Annotated in this window: 22 protein-coding genes; 8 read left to right on the top strand and 14 right to left on the bottom strand. The window is 36.4% G+C overall.

The window, feature by feature from the left end:
* Positions 1-63: 63 nt before the first annotated feature.
* Complete coding sequence (locus LW137_RS03260; RefSeq protein ID WP_233033130.1) at positions 64-585, top strand: tetratricopeptide repeat protein; 522 nt, start codon at positions 64-66, stop codon at positions 583-585.
* Between the two features lie 4 nt (positions 586-589).
* Here LW137_RS03260 and LW137_RS03255 read toward each other — a convergent pair whose 3' ends face one another.
* The 4 genes from LW137_RS03255 to LW137_RS03240 all read right to left on the bottom strand — a co-directional run bounded on the left by LW137_RS03255 (position 590) and on the right by LW137_RS03240 (position 5,382).
* Positions 590-1,492, bottom strand: a complete 903-nt coding sequence (locus LW137_RS03255; RefSeq protein ID WP_233033129.1) for a hypothetical protein — start codon at positions 1,490-1,492, stop codon at positions 590-592.
* Positions 1,493-1,566: 74 nt separating this feature from the next.
* Positions 1,567-3,312 carry an ammonia-forming cytochrome c nitrite reductase subunit c552 gene (locus tag LW137_RS03250; protein ID WP_233033128.1) on the bottom strand — a complete coding sequence of 582 codons (1,746 nt, stop codon included), beginning with the start codon at positions 3,310-3,312 and terminating at the stop codon, positions 1,567-1,569.
* Positions 3,313-3,321: 9 nt separating this feature from the next.
* Positions 3,322-3,828 (bottom strand): cytochrome c nitrite reductase small subunit, encoded by a 507-nt coding sequence (gene nrfH, locus LW137_RS03245; protein WP_233033126.1) that lies wholly within the window; start codon positions 3,826-3,828, stop codon positions 3,322-3,324.
* A gap of 135 nt (positions 3,829-3,963) precedes the next feature.
* Entirely contained in the window at positions 3,964-5,382 is a 1,419-nt protein-coding gene (locus tag LW137_RS03240; RefSeq protein WP_233033124.1) for a DEAD/DEAH box helicase, read from the bottom strand.
* Positions 5,383-5,612: 230 nt separating this feature from the next.
* On the opposite strand from LW137_RS03240, the gene LW137_RS03235 reads away from it, so the two are divergent.
* From LW137_RS03235 to LW137_RS03205, 7 genes are all read left to right on the top strand, one after another.
* Positions 5,613-6,332 (top strand): cytochrome c biogenesis CcdA family protein, encoded by a 720-nt coding sequence (locus LW137_RS03235; protein ID WP_233033122.1) that lies wholly within the window; start codon positions 5,613-5,615, stop codon positions 6,330-6,332.
* A gap of 20 nt (positions 6,333-6,352) precedes the next feature.
* On the top strand, positions 6,353-7,519 hold the full coding sequence (locus LW137_RS03230; protein WP_233033120.1) for an amidohydrolase family protein: 1,167 nt from the start codon (positions 6,353-6,355) through the stop codon (positions 7,517-7,519).
* Positions 7,520-8,302, top strand: coding sequence for a mechanosensitive ion channel family protein (locus LW137_RS03225; protein ID WP_233033118.1), 783 nt, complete (start codon positions 7,520-7,522; stop codon positions 8,300-8,302).
* A gap of 3 nt (positions 8,303-8,305) precedes the next feature.
* Entirely contained in the window at positions 8,306-9,571 is a 1,266-nt protein-coding gene (mqnF, locus tag LW137_RS03220; protein ID WP_233033116.1) for an aminofutalosine deaminase family hydrolase, read from the top strand.
* A gap of 41 nt (positions 9,572-9,612) precedes the next feature.
* A complete protein-coding gene (gene sppA / locus LW137_RS03215; protein ID WP_233033114.1) occupies positions 9,613-10,425 on the top strand; it encodes a signal peptide peptidase SppA in 813 nt (270 codons plus the stop codon).
* Positions 10,422-11,252, top strand: a complete 831-nt coding sequence (purU, locus tag LW137_RS03210) for a formyltetrahydrofolate deformylase (protein WP_233033112.1) — start codon at positions 10,422-10,424, stop codon at positions 11,250-11,252. Before sppA ends, purU begins: the two co-directional genes overlap by 4 nt.
* Before the next feature lie 97 nt (positions 11,253-11,349).
* Positions 11,350-11,649 carry a DUF5666 domain-containing protein gene (locus LW137_RS03205; RefSeq protein ID WP_233033110.1) on the top strand — a complete coding sequence of 100 codons (300 nt, stop codon included), beginning with the start codon at positions 11,350-11,352 and terminating at the stop codon, positions 11,647-11,649.
* Positions 11,650-11,674: 25 nt separating this feature from the next.
* Here the strand turns inward: LW137_RS03205 and LW137_RS03200 are convergent, their stop codons facing one another.
* The 10 genes from LW137_RS03200 to atpG are packed head-to-tail and all read right to left on the bottom strand — an operon-like array spanning position 11,675 to position 19,447.
* Positions 11,675-12,223: an FKBP-type peptidyl-prolyl cis-trans isomerase gene (locus tag LW137_RS03200; RefSeq protein WP_233033108.1), complete on the bottom strand. Its 549-nt coding sequence runs from the start codon at positions 12,221-12,223 to the stop codon at positions 11,675-11,677.
* On the bottom strand, positions 12,213-13,202 hold the full coding sequence (locus tag LW137_RS03195) for a tetratricopeptide repeat protein (RefSeq protein WP_233033106.1): 990 nt from the start codon (positions 13,200-13,202) through the stop codon (positions 12,213-12,215). The genes LW137_RS03200 and LW137_RS03195 overlap by 11 nt, the downstream gene beginning before the upstream one ends.
* Positions 13,180-13,710 (bottom strand): OmpA family protein, encoded by a 531-nt coding sequence (locus LW137_RS03190; RefSeq protein WP_233033104.1) that lies wholly within the window; start codon positions 13,708-13,710, stop codon positions 13,180-13,182. The genes LW137_RS03195 and LW137_RS03190 overlap by 23 nt, the downstream gene beginning before the upstream one ends.
* 13 nt (positions 13,711-13,723) lie before the next feature.
* Positions 13,724-14,959, bottom strand: a complete 1,236-nt coding sequence (tolB, locus tag LW137_RS03185; RefSeq protein WP_233033102.1) for a Tol-Pal system protein TolB — start codon at positions 14,957-14,959, stop codon at positions 13,724-13,726.
* Entirely contained in the window at positions 14,952-15,746 is a 795-nt protein-coding gene (locus LW137_RS03180; protein ID WP_233033100.1) for a TonB C-terminal domain-containing protein, read from the bottom strand. Before LW137_RS03180 ends, tolB begins: the two co-directional genes overlap by 8 nt.
* Positions 15,747-15,751: 5 nt before the next feature.
* Positions 15,752-16,144 (bottom strand): biopolymer transporter ExbD, encoded by a 393-nt coding sequence (locus tag LW137_RS03175; RefSeq protein ID WP_233033099.1) that lies wholly within the window; start codon positions 16,142-16,144, stop codon positions 15,752-15,754.
* Position 16,145: 1 nt separating this feature from the next.
* Complete coding sequence (locus LW137_RS03170; RefSeq protein WP_233033097.1) at positions 16,146-16,730, bottom strand: MotA/TolQ/ExbB proton channel family protein; 585 nt, start codon at positions 16,728-16,730, stop codon at positions 16,146-16,148.
* 2 nt (positions 16,731-16,732) lie between these two features.
* Complete coding sequence (gene atpC / locus LW137_RS03165) at positions 16,733-17,113, bottom strand: ATP synthase F1 subunit epsilon (protein ID WP_233033095.1); 381 nt, start codon at positions 17,111-17,113, stop codon at positions 16,733-16,735.
* Between the two features lie 11 nt (positions 17,114-17,124).
* Positions 17,125-18,537, bottom strand: a complete 1,413-nt coding sequence (atpD, locus tag LW137_RS03160; protein ID WP_346344787.1) for a F0F1 ATP synthase subunit beta — start codon at positions 18,535-18,537, stop codon at positions 17,125-17,127.
* Positions 18,538-18,550: 13 nt separating this feature from the next.
* The gene (gene atpG / locus LW137_RS03155; RefSeq protein WP_233033093.1) at positions 18,551-19,447 is read right to left on the bottom strand and encodes an ATP synthase F1 subunit gamma; all 897 of its coding nucleotides are present in this window, start codon (positions 19,445-19,447) and stop codon (positions 18,551-18,553) included.
* Positions 19,448-19,454: the final 7 nt, after the last annotated feature.

The following is a 19,454-nucleotide window of genomic DNA, read 5'->3' as shown; positions in this document are numbered from 1 at the left end:
AAAGATAGTATGATTTTTATTTAGAAACAAAATGAGAAACTTCATAAATGATAAGGAAAACAAATGCCCTACAGATTTATTCCCTACCTCATTACCGCTCTTTTCTTATGTGGTTGCAACAAAATTGACCCATATGAGGGATTTAAAGCATATTATTTTGGCGAATACCAAAAGGCATTTGAAATCTACTCACAAGCCTGCGAGGCTGGAGATGCTTTTATGTGCCACAGCATTGGAGGAATGTTTGAAAATGGTTTAGCCGTCAAACAAGACTACAGAAAAGCATACAAGTATTATTTACAAGCATGTCAAAATGGCATTATGCAAGCATGTACAGCTGTTGCAAAACTCTACAAAGAAGGAAAGGGTATTAGACACGATCCTCAAAAAACTCTAGAATATTACCTCATGGCATGCAATCAAGGCTTGGCTCTAGGATGCTACTCCGCTGGGGTAATGTATTACAACAATCAAACCAAGCAAGAAGATAAAAAACTAACAAAAGAGCTATTTGGAAAAGCTTGCGATTTAGGAGATGACAAAGGTTGTGCAGTTTATAAAAAACTTAATGAAGCGGGATACTAATCAACTATTCCTTAGCTTCAATACTCCACACAAACTCATTGATTATTTCTTCAAAACTACGATCCCAAGAACAAGTTATGCAGAATTCTTTCTTTGGAGATATAGATATTTTCAACTCTCCTTGTTGGCCAATTACAAGTTGCTTAATCCCCCTAAATAACTCTCTCACTTCTTTTGTTGTGCCAAATTGCCTTGCACTCAATCCAGTCATCAAGGCAACCAATGCCTTATAATCTGAGAAAGACAGCTTCCCATATTGCTCTTTTGCAACTTCATATAACGCTCGACTTAAATCCATTGATTTGAGTTCAAGCTTCATGTGATCCAAATAAATTGGATCATCCAATGTTTCTCCAACCTTGATGTAATTCAAGATTCCAAAATCTTGTAGTTTTTTGGATATTAGGTGCGAATCTATTTCAACCACATAAGAAAGATTTTTTGATTGAAGTGCTAAATTTGTTTTTCCCAAAATAGTATTTGAAGAATCCAGAATGAGCTTAGATGAGAAATTCAACTCTTTTGGCATTAAAACCTCAAAATAACCCCTCAAATCTCCGCTACGCACATAATCCAAAGCAGAAGAAGAATAAAGGGTGATACTTTTAAAATCAAAATCCTTCAGCCCAACGATATTATTGGTTGCCTTTAATATCTCCTCACCCTTTTCTAACAAAACAATCTCACTGCTTTTGCATTCAATACTAAGAAATCCACCACAAATAAATGGGGAGAATTCTAGCTTGGCATGATGCTCCCTAAGCTTATTATTGTAGTCTTGCAGGGTTTCATTTAAAGCATCCTGCATTTGAACTTTTATTTTTTCTGCACGATAAAATACAACTCCCCCTAAGGTCAATATTGCACATAAACCCAACAGCAACAAAGCAATAAAAATTTTCTTCACTTATATCTCCATTTTGCTCCGTAAAACAAATCGCGACTCACTCTACACAACAAAACTCCACCCCCTCTTTTTCTTTATTGAGCTTTGTAATAAGGACTTTGCGCTGTTTTGCCACTTGATGCTTGATTGATTTTTTGATAATCAAAGGGAACAATCTTTTGATCAAGCTCTAGGAGCTCCTTTGGTGTATTGTCTTGCAAAGGCTTTTCATAATATCGTTTTCCATTTATTTTAACAGGATTTGGGGCAATCTTACGAAGATCCTCGAAACCTAAATTGCTAGGAGCAATTTTAATTCCATATTTTGCGCCAATACTTACAACCAACTCTTGTCCTTGTTTGGCATATTTCACACCCTGAAGAGAAATTCTAGCTGCTTCTCTTGGATTGTGGAATCCTGAAGAATTCTCAGCATTCATAAAATCTGCCCTAATCTGACTTTTTCGATGCATTTCTAAAGCTGGCTTAATAGCATCACTAATTGCCTGATCTCTTTTTTGCTGATCTTTGATCTTTGCAAACTCTGGGAGCTTAGCCATTTCTTCTCTCAAAAGCGTAATATCTTTAATCAAGCTTGCCACAGCATATTCTGCGCTTCTAATATCATAAGCACTTGCTGTTTGAATCTCAAAGACCTGTCTTTTAAGATAATCCTCACTTTGTGTGTGACATGTTTTACACGAAGCACCCACATCAAGCAATGGAGAAGCAATGAAGTGGTTAGTTACTTTTTTTGCACCCTCTCGTTTGTATGGCATATGACAATCAGCACATGCCACACCATTTGCTGCATGCACACTTCCAGAATAAAGCTCTGCCTCAGGATGCTGAATCTTAATCACAGGCGTCTTTGTTGTTGCATGAATAAAATCTTGTGGGAAACTCTCCCTTACACTCTCATAATAATCATCAAACATTTCAATTCTAAAAGGCTCGCCTTTTTTCCACATTGCCCAAGGATAAAGCAACTCGATTCCATCTACTTCTTGATCAACTAACCTATTGCCATCTTTTAGATCTGGAATTTCTTGATAATTGGTTTCAGCCTTAATTGTGACTTTTTTACCCGTAGGTTGATTGTAATATTCAACGTGGCATTGCATACACACAAGACTTCTCATCTCTTGGCGACTTGCTTTCACCCCATGCTTTTCATCTCTTTCAAATCCACGAGAAACAAGAGAATTAATCGCTGCTGGACGCGTTACTCTCAAACTCATATCATCTGGACTATGACAATCCGCACAAGTGCTTCCCATCTTTTTTCCATGGACAGTGTCTGGTCCATCCATAGTTTTGATGATTGTCCAATATTTCATCGTATTAAACTCAACCCAACCAAGCTTTTTGACTAAGTTTTGAAGATTTCCCGTATGGCAATTCATACAGGCCCCTGGCTGACCGCTAAACTTAGTCAATCCATGAGAATTAAGAAATTCTTTGTTATTTCTCAAAGTCTCCATCTGATCAATCTGACTGTAATAATGGCTTCTATTTTGATTGTAATCAAATTTGAAAGCATAGCCATCCCAAAACATTGTCAATTGCGGATATCGATTAAGCTTACTATAAGGATAACTTCCAGCAAAATTTGTCGCTGTATATGTTGAGTCTTTCATCTGCATATACATATCCAAATGCTCTGGAAAATTCTTTCCCCACTCTGCAAAATCGGGATTTTCATCGCTCATTTGGACCAAATTGGTTGAGACACTAAAACTTTGTGCTTTTTTTGCACTAATATCAGAGTTCAACCAAAATAATCCAATTGCAATACATGCTGAAACCAAAATCAAAAGAAACATCTTTGATTTACCCATTTTCTCTCCTTAAAAATCTCTTTTATGTCCCACATCTTTATGACAAGAAACACAGCTTAATGCATCCTTGTTGGAATGTTGTGGAGTTGTTGTTGCGTTAATTGCATTTTCTGCAAAACCAGAATGACAATCAATACAAGTTTGCTGAATGATCTTTTTGCTTTTTGGAGTTGCGCTTAAATTTTCTGGCAAACTCTCAAGCTTGAAGGTAAAGGCATAAGCATGACTTAGACCACTTTGCGCCTTAGCAATCCATTTTGGAAGAAACTCATGCGGAAGATGACATTCTGCACAGGTTGCCCTAGGTTTTCCTCCAATCTCTTTGCTATGAGGCCCGCTCATATAATCTGCATACACTTCATTCATAATATGACAGTTATTGCACGCTTTTGAATCATTACTAAGATATGAGAATCCATTTGCATTATAAAAAGTATAGATCCCTCCAGATACAACAAAAACGGCAAAAAAGATAAAAATCAAATAAAGTGTTGAGAGAGACTTTTTATCTGACATTAAGCCTCCTAATTCCTTTGTATTATCGCTCCTTATTGGGAGCGACTCTAGATTATAGCCCTCATTGCCTTAAAAAGAGGAGAAAACAGAAAAATTTAAATCAAAAACAAACAAAGTGTGAATTTTTGACACTTTTTATCTTCTTCCACTACTCAAACGACCTGTATTTTTTCTACGACTTGGACGGAAATAGCTATATTGAGATTTGGACTGCTCAAGACCTCTTTTGTCTCTTTGCTCTTCTTTTTTGAGTCGATTAATCTCTTGCTGAGAAGGTCCAATCTTCTGTCCAGCTTGATTTTGCAAAACAAAAGAAATCAACTTCAGCACCCCATTTGTTTCATCGCTCTTATCCATTAAATCTGTATAGATTCCCATTGCATCATCAACAATTCTTGTCTGCAAAATCTTTTGGACAATTTGATTGTGGCTTTCTTCATATGAGGGAATTTCTTCAATCTCTAAAGAATACTTCACCTCTTCTTGAATCTTTTTAATTTCTTTAAATTCCAAAGGCGTAATTAGAGTGATTGCCACTCCCTTTTTCCCTGCTCTTCCTGTTCGTCCAATACGATGAACATAGCTTTCAGGGTTAAGAGGAATATGATAGTTAAATACATGACTCACATCACTAATATCCAATCCCCTAGCAGCTACGTCTGTCGCAACCAAAACAGAAATTTTCCCACTCTTAAATGCGCGCACCGAATCCATTCTAGCCCTTTGATCCATATCACCATGCAAAGCCCCAGTCTTATAACGCGCCTGAGATAAGCGATGGCTTAAGGCATCAGCCTCTCTTTTTGTGCTAGTAAAAACGATACTCTTCACAGGACACAGCATATCTAGCAAACGAATAATAGCCTCATCGCGATGCCCTTCATTGACCACATAACATTTTTGAGTAATATCCTCATTTGTAATATTGCTTGAAGCGATTTTAATTTGCTTGGGAAAACGCAAAATTTTTTGCGCTAAACGCTTGATTTGGTGAGGCATTGTTGCAGAAAACAAAAGCGTTTGACGTGCTTCTGGAAGATATGAAAAAATCTCCTCCACATCATCTAAAAACCCCATATCAAGCATCTCATCACTCTCATCAAGCACTACAATTTTGGGAGAAAAATTGGAGATTCTCTCATTTTTAAGATGATCAAGCAATCGTCCTGGCGTCGCTACAAGAACTTGAGGCTTGCTTTCTAAAAGCTCGCATTGTCTGCGAATAGACTGCCCACCATAAACACACATTGTTCGAATTTTTAAAAATTTTCCCAACTTAAATATTTCATCACTAATTTGCATTGCAAGTTCACGGGTTGGGGTAATTACAAGAGCCTCAACACTCCCATTTTTCTCAAGACTATGCAAAATAGGGATAGCAAAAGCAGCAGTCTTTCCTGTCCCAGTTTGAGCCTGAGCAGTCAAATCATGACCCTCCAAGATGATAGGGATGGCCTGAGCCTGAATCGGGCTTGGCGTGACAAATCCCATCTCTTTAATTCCTTTTATTACAGATTGTTTTAGTCCAAAAGAATTAAAATCATTACTGTTCATAATACATTCCTAAATAAGCGTTTTTATTGTTGTTAACATCCCCAACATTATGAAAATCTAGTTTTGGAGTGTTTTGTGTTTTGAAGAAAACCCCTGCATTATAACAAATCGCACTATCTGAAGAATAATTTTTTTAAGTATAATGCCCTATAGAACGCGATTTGTTTGATTTTTTACTCAATCAAACCTTCACAATCTATTTTTAACTTAATCATATTTAAAGGCTCACCTTGGAAGAAAAATGGCTCGCTGATATTTTTATAAATACTCCATTCTTGGCAAGCTTTCTTGCCGGAATCTTGACTTTTTTAAGTCCTTGTATCCTCCCCTTGCTTCCTGCATACTTTTCTTATATTTCTGGTCTTTCTATTGCCGAACTCAAAGAAAACCCCTCTTCTCATATTCCAAAAATCTTCTTTAAATGCTTGTTTTTTGTTTGTGGATTTTTTTTCATTTTTATTCTGCTTGGCTTATTTTTTAATAGCTTTTTGGGACAATTTTTTAGCCTACCTTTGATTCGATATATCGCTGGAGGAATCATTATCCTATTTGGCCTCCACTTTATAGGGATTCTTAAAATCAAACTACTGTATCAAACCAAGCGCTTTGATTTTAAAGGAAATTCCTTTTTGTCCCCATTTTTGCTTGGCATTAGCTTTTCTTTAGGATGGAGCCCATGTGTTGGCCCAATTCTTACAAGCATTCTTGCGCTTTCTATGACAGACAAACACTTTTCTCTTTGGCTCATGCTAACTTTTTGTCTAGGATTGTCAATTCCCTTTTTACTTTCTTCTATTTTCATTGGAAGTAGTTTAAGATTCTTTAAATCTTTTTCACAACATATGAAAAAAATTGAAATTCTCTCTGGAATTTTGCTTATCATTATTGGCTTGGTCATTGCCTTTGACCTCATGAGTCAAATCTCAAATTGGCTTGCCCAAACTCTATAATTGTTCTTAGAAGGAATGAGATGAATTCTCTAGTCATTAAAAACGCTTTACTCTGTGATCATCGCCAAACAATAAAATCCGATCTTAGAATTGATCGTGGGAAAATTATAGACATTTCTCCCTCCTTAAAAGATGAGCATATTTTAGATGCTTCAAATCTTATCGTCATGCCCGCTTGCATTGATCTTAATATCCAAATCAAGAATCATTCTCATTCCAACCTTCTCTCCATCCAAGACAAGGCACAAAGAGGAGGCGTTGGGACAATTGTCTTAGATTCTCTTCCAGATCAAGTCGAAACCCTCAAATTCTTCAACACTCAAAGCCACATTACCTTTATCTCAAGTGCAATACCTTTTACACTTGAGACGATTCAAAACTTAAGCACAATGCATCACGATGGCGCTTCCTCTATCTCCATTCAATCTTCCACGCCCAATGATGCACTTAAATGCATCTATGAATATGCTCAATTTCTCAATCTCTCATGTCTTTGCAATCTCAATCATTCCTTTGGGGGAGTGAGTGCGCAAAGTCCAATGAGTTTTAAAATGGGATTGTCACAAATTCCTCCATTTGTAGAAGAATTGGAGTTTTCAAAATTCTTCTGTCTTGCCAACCACTTCCGTGTTCCTACACTCATTCGTGCTTTAAGTGAAAAAAATCTCTTTCTTCAAACAAAAACAACACCATGGATTCAAAGCGAAATAAGTATTCATCATCTATTGCTTAATGAAGAAAAAATCGCACATTATGACCCATGGGCAAAACTCACCCCACCGCTTATGACAAAAGAGATTCAAGATTTTTTTCATCAAGAGCTTATTCATATCAATATGCTCACTTCACTCCATCGAGAATTCTCAACAAGCTCCAAAGAACAAACTTTTGAAGATGCATCATCTGGAGCAGATTGTTTGGAATTTTATTTTTCCCTCCTTTTTACTGAATTGGTCAAAACCAATCTTTTGAGCCTCCAAGAACTTAGTGCAAAAACATCATACAATCAAGCACAATTCCTGCATTTAAACCAAGGAGAGATTTCTATAGGCCATGATGCAAACTTAATAATCTTTGACCCCCAAGAGTCTTTTGAAATATCTCACCCCCTTTATGGTAAAAAAACTCTTTTTGGCAAAATCAAAGCGATTTTATCTCCCAAAACCGGATTGCATAAGGTCAATTAAATGATTGAGGTTGGTGCATTTTTTTCTCATCTTTGGCAATCTTACTCAAACTTTATCCTTGCGTGCATCAAGAGTCTTGTGATTCTATCCTTTGGGCTTTATCTCTCTTTCTTTCTCAGAAAAAAAATCAGACAAGAGCTCTCAAAAAGAGATGAAATTCTTGGAAATTTTTTAGCTCAAGTAGGCTTTGTTTGTCTCCTTATTTTGACAGCCATTACAACACTTGGCACTTTGGGAATCCAAACCAACTCCCTTGTTGCTATTCTTGGGACAACAGGATTGGCAATAGCACTAGGACTAAAAGATTCTCTTTCAAATCTTGCAAGTGGCCTAATGCTTGTTATTCTTAGACCTTTTAAAAAAGATGATTACATACAGATTGGAACCACTAAGGGAAAAGTCAAAGTGATCAATCTTTTTCATACAATTTTGACAATTGACAATCAAACACAATCCATTATCCCCAATACCAACATCACCAAAGCAAGTATCATTAATCATGCTCAGCACTCTTTCATCAAACTCTCTTGGACTTTCACATTTCGATCAAAACAACCCATTCAAGATCTTCATCCGCTCATCCAAAAAGTCCTAGATTCCACTCAAGGAATCGCTCAAGAACCCAAGCCTATTTTTCGCCTCATCTCTATACAAAATCAAATTCTAACTTATGCGTTAGAATTTTGGGTTCCATCTTCTTATAGCCACAATGCCATTATTCAAGAATTATTGCAAAAACTAGAATCTCATTTTTCCATTATCGAATTCTCTCTAAAGGATTAAGATATGCTAAAAATCATTGGAGCTAGTTGCGTTTTTAAATGCGATCAAGATTTTTCGATATTGCAAGATGGAGGAGTTCTTTTTGAATGTGATCCCCACTCATCATCCAACCAAATCCTTAAGATTCAAGATTTTGCAACACTAACACAAGAGTACCCCCATCTTCAAGCAACTTTTTATTCTGACTGTGTTCTTCTGCCCGCTTTTAGCAATGCTCATATTCATTTTGAATTTAGCAACAATCAAAGCCATCTTCTCTATGGTGATTTTCCCACATGGCTTAGCAGTGTCATTGCCCACAGAGAAGAGTTGTTTGAAAATCTCACTCAAGGTATTCAACGAGAAATCAACCTCCAACTTGCAAGCGGGATCTCAAGCGTTGGGGCAATCAGTAGCTATGGATATGACATTGATCCTCTTGCTCAATCCCCACTTAGAGTCACACTATTTAATGAAGCAATCGGAAGCAATCCTCAAGCACTTGATTTTTTATACCAGAATCTTTTGGAAAGATTTGAAAAATGCAAAATACTCAAAAACCACAAATTCTCACCTGCTTTAGCTATCCACTCCCCATACTCTACGCACTATGTTCTCTCTAAAAAAGTAGCTCTGCTTGCACAAAGCGAATCGGTCAAACTTAGTTGTCATTTTCTAGAATCTAAAGAGGAAAAACAATGGCTATATGAAAAAAATGGCTGGTTTCAAGAGTTTTTTTCTCATTTCTTTAAAGTCGCCAATGCCAAGCCAACAATGAATGCCCATGAATTCTTAGATCTTCTGAGTAACCTTTCTCCTCTTTTTGTACATTGCCTTTTTGCAGATGATGCGATTTTTGATAAAATTTCACAGATTAATGGGTCTGTGATATGCGCTCCGCGCTCCAATCGTCTCCTTAATGGATGCTATCTTGATCTTGATCGCCTGACTCATGTCAAGCTTGCTCCCATTTTTAGCACAGATGGATTGAGCTCAAATTATTCTTTGAATCTCATTGAAGAAATACGGAGTGCTTTTTTTGGGTATGCACATCTTGATGCTGAAAAACTTGCAAAAAATCTGCTTTTGGGAATCACGCGTTTTCCAGCTATTGCCTTAGGCAACAACAATGGAGAACTCAAAGAAGGAAAAGATGCAGATTTGGCTATTTTTCCATGTTGTGGGATCCAAACCTCCCAACAAAAACCCTTGCACTTCGTTTTATACGCACAAACCCAAGTCAAAGATCTCTACATTAATGGAATAGGAGAATATACGTGGAAACAATAAAGAATATCCTTAGATATCTAATCATGCCTTTAGACTTTTTGATGAAGTATTTCAAGCTTCTTGTTTTGCTTGTGATTATTATTCTCCTTTGGGGAAATAGTGAAAAAAATCAAGACTCACAAGCCAATTTGGCCAAACTTTATCTCAGAGGCCCTATCTTACAAAGCGATGATTTTCGAGAACAAGTCCAAAGAATCAAAGCACACCCAAATATTAAAGGGGTGTTGCTTGTGGTTGATTCTCCTGGTGGAGGGATTGGAGCAAGTATTGAGATTGCCAATCTCATTAAAGAGCTTAGAGACACAATGCCTATCGTCGCTCATGTTGAGGGAGCGATGGCAAGTGGTGGCTATTATGCAGGAATGTATAGTGATAAAATCATTGCCAACCGTGGTGCAGTCATTGGATCAATTGGTGTTGTGCTAGAAGGCTTCAATATCAAACCCCTCTTAGATAAGATCGGAATCTATCCGCAAAATCTTCAAGAAGGAGAATACAAAAGGATAGGAACCCCCTTTAGAAGCTGGAGCGATGAAGAAAAAAAGTTCTTGCAAAACTTTATTCATGAACAATACTTAATGTTTGTCGATGATGTCATCCAAGCAAGAGCTCTAAATAATCCTAATCCAAATATATTCGCTAATGGAAAAATTTTCAGTGCAAAAACAGCACTCAAACTAGGACTCATTGATACTATTGGCTCCCAAAATCAAGCCATAAAAGAATTGAGTGAAATCGCTCAAATCCAAGACCCCATTTGGCTTGAAAAATCCAAGACTCAAGAATGGATTGATCGACTTAGCAATGCCTCTCTTGCAGTATTTTCCAACTTTTTTCAAGGCTCAATCCAATGAAACATATCCTTACAATCAGCTCTCCAGATGCACAAGGCATCATTGCCAAAGTTGCAACAATTTTAAGCGCACATCATCTCAACATCGAAAAAAATGATGAACATGTTGATTTGCAAAAGCATCATTTTTTTATGCGCACTGAGTTTAGCGGAGAATGTCAGATCCAAGATCTCTTAAGAGAAATCAAAGATTCCCTTTCTCCTCAATCTCAAGTGCACATCAAAAAAGAAGAAAAAAAATCCATCATTATCCTTTGTACAAAAGAAAACCATTGTTTGGGGGATTTGCTTTTGCGATATGAGAGTGGGGAGCTCAACGCACACATCCAAGCAATCATTTCCAACCATACAATTTTGCAATCTTTGAGCGAAAAATTTGAGATCCCATTTTTTCATGTTGATTCTCAACATCTCTCGCGAGAAGAACATGAAGCAGAGATTCTCAAAATTACACAGAATTTTTCTCCAGACCTTCTTGTGCTTGCAAAATACATGCGTATCCTTACGCCAAATTTTGTCTCTCATTTTCCAAATCAAATTATCAATATCCACCATTCATTTCTTCCAGCTTTTATCGGAGCAAATCCCTATAAGCAGGCTTATGAACGGGGAGTGAAGATCATTGGTGCAACAGCGCATTTTGTCAATGACCATTTAGATGAAGGACCCATTATTGTGCAAGATATTATCCATATTGACCATTCTTATAGCTGGCAAGATATGCAAAGGGCAGGAAGAGATGTAGAAAAAGTTGTTTTAGCAAGAGGTCTCAATCTTGTTTTGCAAGATCGTGTATTTGTTTTTGAAAACAAAACGATCATTTTTTAATTTCACACTAATTTTATTTTCACACTCTATACTCCCACACAACTTTGATCTAAGAAAGAAATTTCTTAGTGATAAGACATCTTTCAAAGGAGCAATCATGAAAAAAATATTGATACTATTCACTTTAGTAGGATTAAACTTCGTTTTAGCAGATATTAAAGGTATTATTCAATCCATCGATTCTGATAAAAAAACAATCACCATCAATGGAACAGTCATAGGAGTCATGCCCTATACAAAAATTGAACAAGATTCTTGTGGAATGGGATGGGATACTCCAAAAAAGTTTGTTGATCTAAAACAAGGCGATTTTGTTGATATCGACCTAATCTACAATAACAATATGCCAATTGCTGAAGAAATTGAAATCAAGTGCATGAAAAATCGCGCTTATTGATCTTGCAAAAAAAAAGGGGGGGGGGTTAATGATGCCCTCCTCCACAGCATCCTCCACCACCACAACATCCCCCGCCATGCTCCTCGTGATCATCATGATGCCCTCCTCCACAGCATCCTCCACCACCCATTACCATCAAATCTTCCTCTGTAGCATCACGAACATCAACAACAGTGACATCAAACACAAGGGTTTTGCCAGCCAAAGGATGGTTATAATCAATCATGACCATTTGATCATTGAAACTTTTAACGATAACCTGCACACTTCTTCCATCTTCTCCATGTCCAAAAAGCGTCATTCCCTCTCTCAAATCAATTCCCTCAAATTGATCTCTTGGGACTTCTTGCAAAAAATCAACTCTATACTCACCATAGGCCTCATCAGGCAAAACAACAACTTCTTTCTTCTCTCCTTTTTGTGTATCAATCAAAGCTCTTTCAAGACCAGGAATGATCTGAGAAGCCCCAAGGATAAAATCCAAAGTTTCACCTTCTTGATTTTGATCAAGCACTTCTTCTTTTCCTTGTTCTTTAACACAATAATGTAAAGACATAACTTTTTTATTTTCCATTTTTATTTTCTCCTTTTAATTTGTTTTGAATCTTCTTAGCTTCAAGAGCCTCTTTGGATTTTGGATACAAAGCAATAAGCGTCTCACTAAACTTTAGGGCATTCTTTTGATCTTTAATTGCCTCAAATGACTTAATAGTATTAAGCATCAAAATAGGCATATAACTCGCCTTATCATCTAGAGTCGCACTTTCTCTATAATAAAAAATCGCATCCTCATAACGCTTCTGACGATATGCAATTTGCCCCAAAAAATAATTTGCTTCAGCCTTTTGATAATTTTGAGCTACAAGCCAAGAAAAGCGATCTCGAGCTTCATTGAATTTTTTATCCCAAAACAAGCGTTTGGCTTCCTTAAAAACATCTGATTTTTTTTCATAACTCTTGAAGCTATTCTTTTTTTGCTCTTCTTTTTTGTCACTCAAAATTTTTTCAAGCTCAACTCCTAGCTTTTGTATATTGTCTTGATTGGCAAGCATAACATCGGCTTGTTTTTTAAGCTCATCTTTCACATTTTTAAACTCATTTAGAACAAGAGTATTGAGATTTGTGCTCACATCAGTGATTTCACGAATCTTTTTTTCAAACTCTCCAATTTTTAGCAAGAATTCATCTTGCTTATTTTTAATGATTTTTTGCCCTTCACTCATTTGAGCAAAACTCTCTTTTAGAAGTTCAATTTGAGTTTTTAATTCCTCTGCAGTGATAGTTTGGTTTTCAAGCCCTAGGAGAAGATTCTGAATCTTTTGATTTTGTCCATCATATAAACTCTGAAGTCCATGTTGAACTTGTTCTAATGTCTCAACCCTCCCTTGCAAATCAAGGAGAATTGAAGATAAATTTATACTGCTATCTTTCAGACTTTTGATATCTTTTTTTGTCGCTCCACTTTGACTTTCAAACGCAGAAGGCTCAGCGGCAATTAAAAAAGAAAAAAATGCACAAAAAAAACTTAATTTAATGTGTCTCTTTAAGAACAAAATCAACTCTCCTATTTTCTTGTCGGCATTCAGGACTATTGTTTGTTACACATACAGGCTTTGTTTCTCCAAAACTAACAACTTCAATGCGATCTTGTTTGATCCCTCTTACAATTAAGGCTTCCTTAACAGCCAAAGCACGCTTATTCCCCAATGCAAGATTATACTCATCGCTTCCATAAGCATCAGTATTGCCCTCCAAAACAATAGTTACATTTGGATTTTCTTTTAAGAGTTCTGCATTTTGATTGATTTTAGAAAACATTTCTTTGGAAATCGAAAACGAATCAAAAGCAAAATAAATGACCTGAAACTGATTGGCTTGCAAAGAAGGCTTTGGAGGCTCATATTCTTCAATCACCTCCTCAAAATTATCACCTCCTTCTTGTGGCTGTTGTGGCTGAATCAATTCAGAATTCCCTCCCTGTGCAATATCTGCCTTTTTATCTCCACACGCACTCAGTAATAGCCCCAAACACACCAAACACACAATATAAAACTTTTTCATCTCTCCCTCCTCACTACCAGTCAAATGATTGTATCTTCACGCCCCTAATTGGAAACAAGAATGTTTTATTATATCTCAATCTCACTAGCCCTAAAGAGCTTTGATTATTTGCATTTTTTAAAAACATAACATTCTCGCCATCACGCGAAAACCTAGGCATTTGATTTGCACCATTAAGCGTTAAACGTCTAATAGCACTACTTCCTGATTCCATAAGATAAAGATTAAAAATGCTTGAACCAAATTCATTTTTTTCTTCACGACTAGAATAAGCGATATATTTTCCATTTGAAGCTACAGAAGAGTTATTCCTTCCATGAAAAACAGCTTGCTCAACTCCACTACCATTTTCATTCATCAAAAAGACATTTGGATAGCCTAGGCGATCAGAAATAAAAATAATTTTTTTCTTATCTTCAATAAAATTTGCCCCAACATCAATCCCTGGATAGTTGGTAAGCTTGGTTGTGCTTTTTGCCTCAAGATCATAAAGATAAACATCAGCCTGTCCAATTGGCGCCATACTCACAAGAAGTTTTTTATAATCTGAACTCACATCTGACACTACAGCCATTCCTTGCGAACTCAAAATGCGCTCAAATTTCTTATTTTTCAGGTTATATTTGAGAATCGTTGGTCGGTCTAAATATTTTGTAAAAAACAGACTCTCTTGTTTTTCATCAGCCCATTTTGGAAAAATATTTAAACCATCATTAATAATAGTTTCTTGAAATGTCAAAGTATAGTCTGCGATTACAATTGCACTCTTTGATGGGGCAATCAATTTGGCAAAAACAACCTTTCCCTCCATCCATTTAATGCTTGGGGCTTTAAAATAATCATTGATTACATTAGCCATTCTATGAGCAATAAAGGGAAAAAGAGATTTTTCAGAAAGAGAAAATTTTTCAGACAAAAGCTTTTTTTTCGCATTAACATCAAAAAAATCCAATCTCACCTCATTTCCCTGCTGAATAACATTGGCCAATAAATCAATTTGTTGAGCCTGATAAAGCAGATAATTAGGTTGATTCTGAATCTCCTTTGATTGGAGTGAAATTTTAAAATTTCCACTCACTTCAAGATCTTTGGCAAGCATATTGGCAATCTTTTTTTCTAGATCATTGCCTACATTATGAATAGCAATAAGCGGAAGATATTTTTGTCCCTTAACAATTTCTAGCTTAGCATCAGCTCCATAAAATATCCTCACACATAACAACAAACAAATCACAATCACTCTATTCATTCTCGTGCTCCTTAGTTTTAAAGGTTACTTCCAGAGTAATTCTTCCTTTAGGATAGGGAGGAAAAATTTCATCTTTAAGGCCCTCAAGCAATTCTTCCATATAAATATTGTAGGATTGATTTTTAGAATACTTAACAATTCTATAGCGAAAACGACCATCTGACTCAATTACTATATTTACTACAATCGCAACATTTTCATAAAAGGAATTAGTCCATTTAGCATAGAGAATTTCTTTTACTTGTGCAAACCATTCATCATATTCCCCTTCTGTTATATCTTGCAATTGAGGGGTACTCACTTCTAGCTCTTTTTCCCAAAGAGAATCTAAAGCACTTTGGATCTTAGATGACTCCTCTTGTATTTGAGTATTGGTTTGATCAAAAGAATAATCGCTCTTTTTGAGAGTATTGGCAGAAAAAGTCGGACGATCATCTTCAATTCTTTCTTCTCGCACTGGAGGATTTGAACTATCAATTTTTGCAAACAATTTTTTAATGTCTGCTCCTACCTTAGGAGAAGGCGCTGGACTACTTTTCTGTAACTCTTTTTGCTCCTGAGTTTTGGGCTTGGTTTGTTTTTTTGGTTTTGGTTTTTCTTGTTTTTGAGTAATTCTTGTGGTCTTTTGCTGTTGAACATCTTCTATCTGTATAAATTCCAAAGCTGTTTTTTCTTGAAAAACATAATGCTTTTGCGGTTTAGGAAAAAGAGCAAAAAAAAGAAAGAGAAAAAGACAAAATTCAAAAACAATTGCAAAAAAACCACTTAAAAAAAATTTGCTTTTCATAATATTTAGCCACTTGTAATCAAAGAAGCTCTAGAAAAACCTGCCTCTTTAACAGTTTTCAATACAAAAATCACATCATCATAAATTAAGCTTTTGTCAGCGGAAATAAAAATTGGTGTTTTTTTATCAATTGTTTGAGAAAAAAGCAAAAAGTTATCCGCAAATGAGTTAAATTCATAAACTTTCCCCCTCATGCGTATTTCTTTGTTTTTTGTAATCTGTATCTCAAGCATAGATTCTTCTTGCAGTTTGCTCTCTTTGGAGCCTTGAGGCAAAGCTATATCTTCTTTATAATTCACTGTCGGTATAGTGACCATAAGAATTGCCAAAAGCACGAGCATAATATCTACAAGGGGAGTGATATTTAACTCTGGAGTTTCATCAAAATATTCATTCATTTTAAAACCTGATTTGATTTTGATCCTGACGAGAGAGCAAGAAATCAAGTTCCATTTGCAATACAACATTTAGGTCATACATTTTTCTCTTAAGAATCAAATGAAAACTATAGGCAGGAATTGCTGTAAGAATTCCTGTTGCTGTTGCAATTAAAGCTTTTGAAATAATAGGAGCAACAGTATCAAAAGACACTTGCCCACCTCCCCCTAATTGAAAAAAAGCCTCCAAGATCTCAATCACTGTGCCAAATAATCCGATAAATGGAGCAGTTGATGCCACAATCGCTAGAAAAGTCATTCCCCTTGAAGCTTTTTGTAAAATTTGATGTTTCCAAATCCCCATAATCTCTTTATTGATTCCATCTCCTACAATTCCCTGAATCAAAACAATAGAAGATGGATACATTTTTTCTCCAGAGACAAGCATTCTTAGTGATAAATTTTCATCTCTGCAATAACTACTAATCGCCATAAAACGATAAAGAAAAACCCACAGGGTCAAAAACATATAAAAAGCCAGCCAGCCCAAAACGACTACACTTACCACAGAACTTGAATGCAAAAAATTTATCACTAGCTCAACCATCTTTATCTCCCAGTCAAACAATCCAGCTTAGACAATGCTCCAGAAAGTAAAATTTCATCAGAAGAAGCTTTTTTCAAGAGCGTTTTAGCGCGTTCTAGATTCTGAGAAATTTGCCCATTCTGATCGATAGCAACTGCCCCATTTGCCAAAATATCCACCCTATCATGCTCAATCCTTGCATAACCCCAATCAATAGCAACATATTCTTTTGTTTGCCCTTGAGAAAGAATCTCAATCACTCCTGTTTTCAGAAGGGAAATTAGCGAACAGTGGTTTGGATACACACCAAACTCCCCATCAGAACCAGGGAGAGTTATACCCAACACATCATCATCAAAAATCACTCCCTCTGGAGTTACAACTAAAATCCTCATCTTTTGCATGATTTGATTCCTTATTTACTTTCAGCTTTCATTTTCTCTGCTTTTTCCAACACCTCATTGATATTACCAACCATATAAAAAGCATTTTCAGGGATATCATCATACTTCCCTTCCAAAATTCCCTTGAAACCTTCTAAAGTTTCATTGAGAGAGACATATTTTCCTGGACTTCCAGTGAAAACTTCAGCGACAAAGAAAGGTTGGGAGAGGAATTTCTCAATCTTTCTTGCTCTTTCTACAGTTTTCTTATCTTCTTCAGATAATTCATCCATTCCAAGCAAAGCAATAATATCCTGTAAATCTTTATACTTTTGCAACACACGTTGAACTCCTGTCGCAATCTCATAGTGCTCTTGCCCAACAATATGAGGATCAAGAACCCTTGAAGTCGAATCAAGGGGATCTACAGCTGGATAAATTCCTTTTTCTGCGATCTTTCGATTCAAAACTGTTTTAGCATCAAGATGCGAAAACACTGAAGCTGGAGCTGGGTCTGTAAGGTCATCAGCAGGAACATATACAGCTTGAACTGATGTAATTGAGCCCTTTTTTGTTGAAGCGATGCGTTCTTGTAATTTTCCCATCTCGCTTGCCAATGTTGGCTGATAACCAACTGCAGAAGGAATTCTTCCAAGCAAAGCAGACATTTCTGCACCTGATTGTGCATATCTAAAGATATTATCAATAAACATCAATACATCAAGTCCTTTTTCATCACGGAAGTATTCTGCCATTGTAAGACCTGTGAAAGCAATACGATTTCTTGCACCTGGTGGCTCATTCATTTGCCCATAGCATAGGGCAACTTTATCTAAAACTCCCCCCTCCTTCATTTCATGATACAAGTCATTACCTTCTCTTGTTCGCTCACCTACTCCAGCAAATACAGAATATCCACTGTGCTTATAAGCTACATTATGAATCAACTCCATAATAACAACTGTCTTCCCCACTCCTGCTCCACCAAAGAGACCAACTTTTCCACCCTTCAAATAAGGTGCAAGCAAATCAACAACTTTGATCCCTGTTTCAAACATCTCAGTTTTTGTGCTTTGCTCTTCAAAACTTGGAGCATCTCTATGGATTGGCCATTTTTGGACATTTTGGAGTTTTTCTCCACCATCAATCACATCCCCTGTCACATTAAAGATTCTGCCCAAAACAGCTTCACCTACAGGAACCTCGATCATACTTCCTCTTGCTTCAACTTCTTGTCCCCTTACAAGCCCCTCTGTCATATCCATAGCAATCGTTCTAACTGTTTGATCTCCAATTTCTGCAGCAACCTCTAAAACAAGTTGCTTTTGCACACCCTCAACTTCATATTTCACATCAAGGGCCTCATTAATTAATGGCTTATAATTTTCAAACTTTACATCCACAACAGGACCCATAACTTGAACAATTTTTCCTTTTTGATTCACCTTTATCTCCTTTTTACTTCATTGCTTCAACGCCAGCATTGATTTCAACAAGTTCTGTTGTAATCGCTTCTTGTCTTGCTTTATTGTATGAAATTGTCAAACTTCTTACTAAATTCCCTGCATTGTTTGTCGCAGCATCCATAGCCTGCACTCTCGCACTATGCTCTGCTACAAGAGAATCAAGTAGAGCATAATAAAAATTATATTCTGTATATTTTTTTGCCAGCTCTTCTAAGATTTGCTCCTCGTTTTCCACAGGTTCTACACAAATCATCTCCTGATTGAGAGATCGCTTTTGTTTCTCAATTTCAAAAGGCAAGATTTTCTTAATCTTAACTTCTTGAGAAATCATTGTTTTAAAACCATTGTAAATAATCACTACTTCATCTGTTTTACCACAAATAAAATCATCAATTGAACGTTTCAAGAAAGCAGAAGAAGTCTCATAGTTGGGATTTGCACTCAAACCATCCAAAGAATCAAAAATCTCGATTCCATTAAATGAAAAATAAGAAACTCCCTTTTTCCCCACTCCTCTCAGACGCACTTGTATGCCTCGTTCTTTATATTGAGAAATTTGATTTGCAACCTCTTTAATTGTCGCCTGATTAAAGCCCCCGCACAACCCCTTTTCTGCTGTGATGAAAATAAGATCAACAATCTTGCTTTCTCGCTTTGAAGATGCATGAAAAAGAGGTGTTGAAATATTTTCAAAACCAACAAATTCGAGTTTTTGAACAATTTCTTGAAACATTTCATTGAGCTTTTGAGCAAAAACCCTTGAGGACTTTGCCACATCTTCAGCTTTTTTCAATTTCGACGAAGACACAAGCTTCATAGCTCTTGTGGTCTTCTGTGTATTTTGAACACTTGAAATTTTTCTGCGTATTTCTTTTAAACTATTTCCCATTTTATTC

It is taken from the genome of Helicobacter kayseriensis (genome assembly GCF_021300655.1).
GTDB lineage: Bacteria > Campylobacterota > Campylobacteria > Campylobacterales > Helicobacteraceae > Helicobacter_G > Helicobacter_G kayseriensis.
The sequence above is the reverse complement of the archived record's forward strand: the minus strand, read 5'-3'. Positions and strand labels throughout refer to the sequence as shown.

What these genes read in the sequence shown, in the direction of transcription:
- LW137_RS03260 (WP_233033130.1), top strand. Translation starts at nt 64, where the DNA reads ATGCCCTACAGATTTATTCCCTACCTCATTACCGCTCTTTTCTTATGT.
- LW137_RS03250 (WP_233033128.1), bottom strand. Translation starts at nt 3,312, where the DNA reads ATGGGTAAATCAAAGATGTTTCTTTTGATTTTGGTTTCAGCATGTATT.
- nrfH (WP_233033126.1), bottom strand. Translation starts at nt 3,828, where the DNA reads ATGTCAGATAAAAAGTCTCTCTCAACACTTTATTTGATTTTTATCTTT.
- LW137_RS03240 (WP_233033124.1), bottom strand. Translation starts at nt 5,382, where the DNA reads ATGAACAGTAATGATTTTAATTCTTTTGGACTAAAACAATCTGTAATA.
- LW137_RS03230 (WP_233033120.1), top strand. Translation starts at nt 6,353, where the DNA reads ATGAATTCTCTAGTCATTAAAAACGCTTTACTCTGTGATCATCGCCAA.
- LW137_RS03225 (WP_233033118.1), top strand. Translation starts at nt 7,520, where the DNA reads ATGATTGAGGTTGGTGCATTTTTTTCTCATCTTTGGCAATCTTACTCA.
- mqnF (WP_233033116.1), top strand. Translation starts at nt 8,306, where the DNA reads ATGCTAAAAATCATTGGAGCTAGTTGCGTTTTTAAATGCGATCAAGAT.
- sppA (WP_233033114.1), top strand. Translation starts at nt 9,613, where the DNA reads ATGAAGTATTTCAAGCTTCTTGTTTTGCTTGTGATTATTATTCTCCTT.
- purU (WP_233033112.1), top strand. Translation starts at nt 10,422, where the DNA reads ATGAAACATATCCTTACAATCAGCTCTCCAGATGCACAAGGCATCATT.
- LW137_RS03205 (WP_233033110.1), top strand. Translation starts at nt 11,350, where the DNA reads ATGAAAAAAATATTGATACTATTCACTTTAGTAGGATTAAACTTCGTT.
- LW137_RS03200 (WP_233033108.1), bottom strand. Translation starts at nt 12,223, where the DNA reads ATGGAAAATAAAAAAGTTATGTCTTTACATTATTGTGTTAAAGAACAA.
- LW137_RS03190 (WP_233033104.1), bottom strand. Translation starts at nt 13,710, where the DNA reads ATGAAAAAGTTTTATATTGTGTGTTTGGTGTGTTTGGGGCTATTACTG.
- tolB (WP_233033102.1), bottom strand. Translation starts at nt 14,959, where the DNA reads ATGAATAGAGTGATTGTGATTTGTTTGTTGTTATGTGTGAGGATATTT.
- LW137_RS03180 (WP_233033100.1), bottom strand. Translation starts at nt 15,746, where the DNA reads ATGAAAAGCAAATTTTTTTTAAGTGGTTTTTTTGCAATTGTTTTTGAA.
- LW137_RS03175 (WP_233033099.1), bottom strand. Translation starts at nt 16,144, where the DNA reads ATGAATGAATATTTTGATGAAACTCCAGAGTTAAATATCACTCCCCTT.
- LW137_RS03170 (WP_233033097.1), bottom strand. Translation starts at nt 16,730, where the DNA reads ATGGTTGAGCTAGTGATAAATTTTTTGCATTCAAGTTCTGTGGTAAGT.
- atpC (WP_233033095.1), bottom strand. Translation starts at nt 17,113, where the DNA reads ATGCAAAAGATGAGGATTTTAGTTGTAACTCCAGAGGGAGTGATTTTT.
- atpG (WP_233033093.1), bottom strand. Translation starts at nt 19,447, where the DNA reads ATGGGAAATAGTTTAAAAGAAATACGCAGAAAAATTTCAAGTGTTCAA.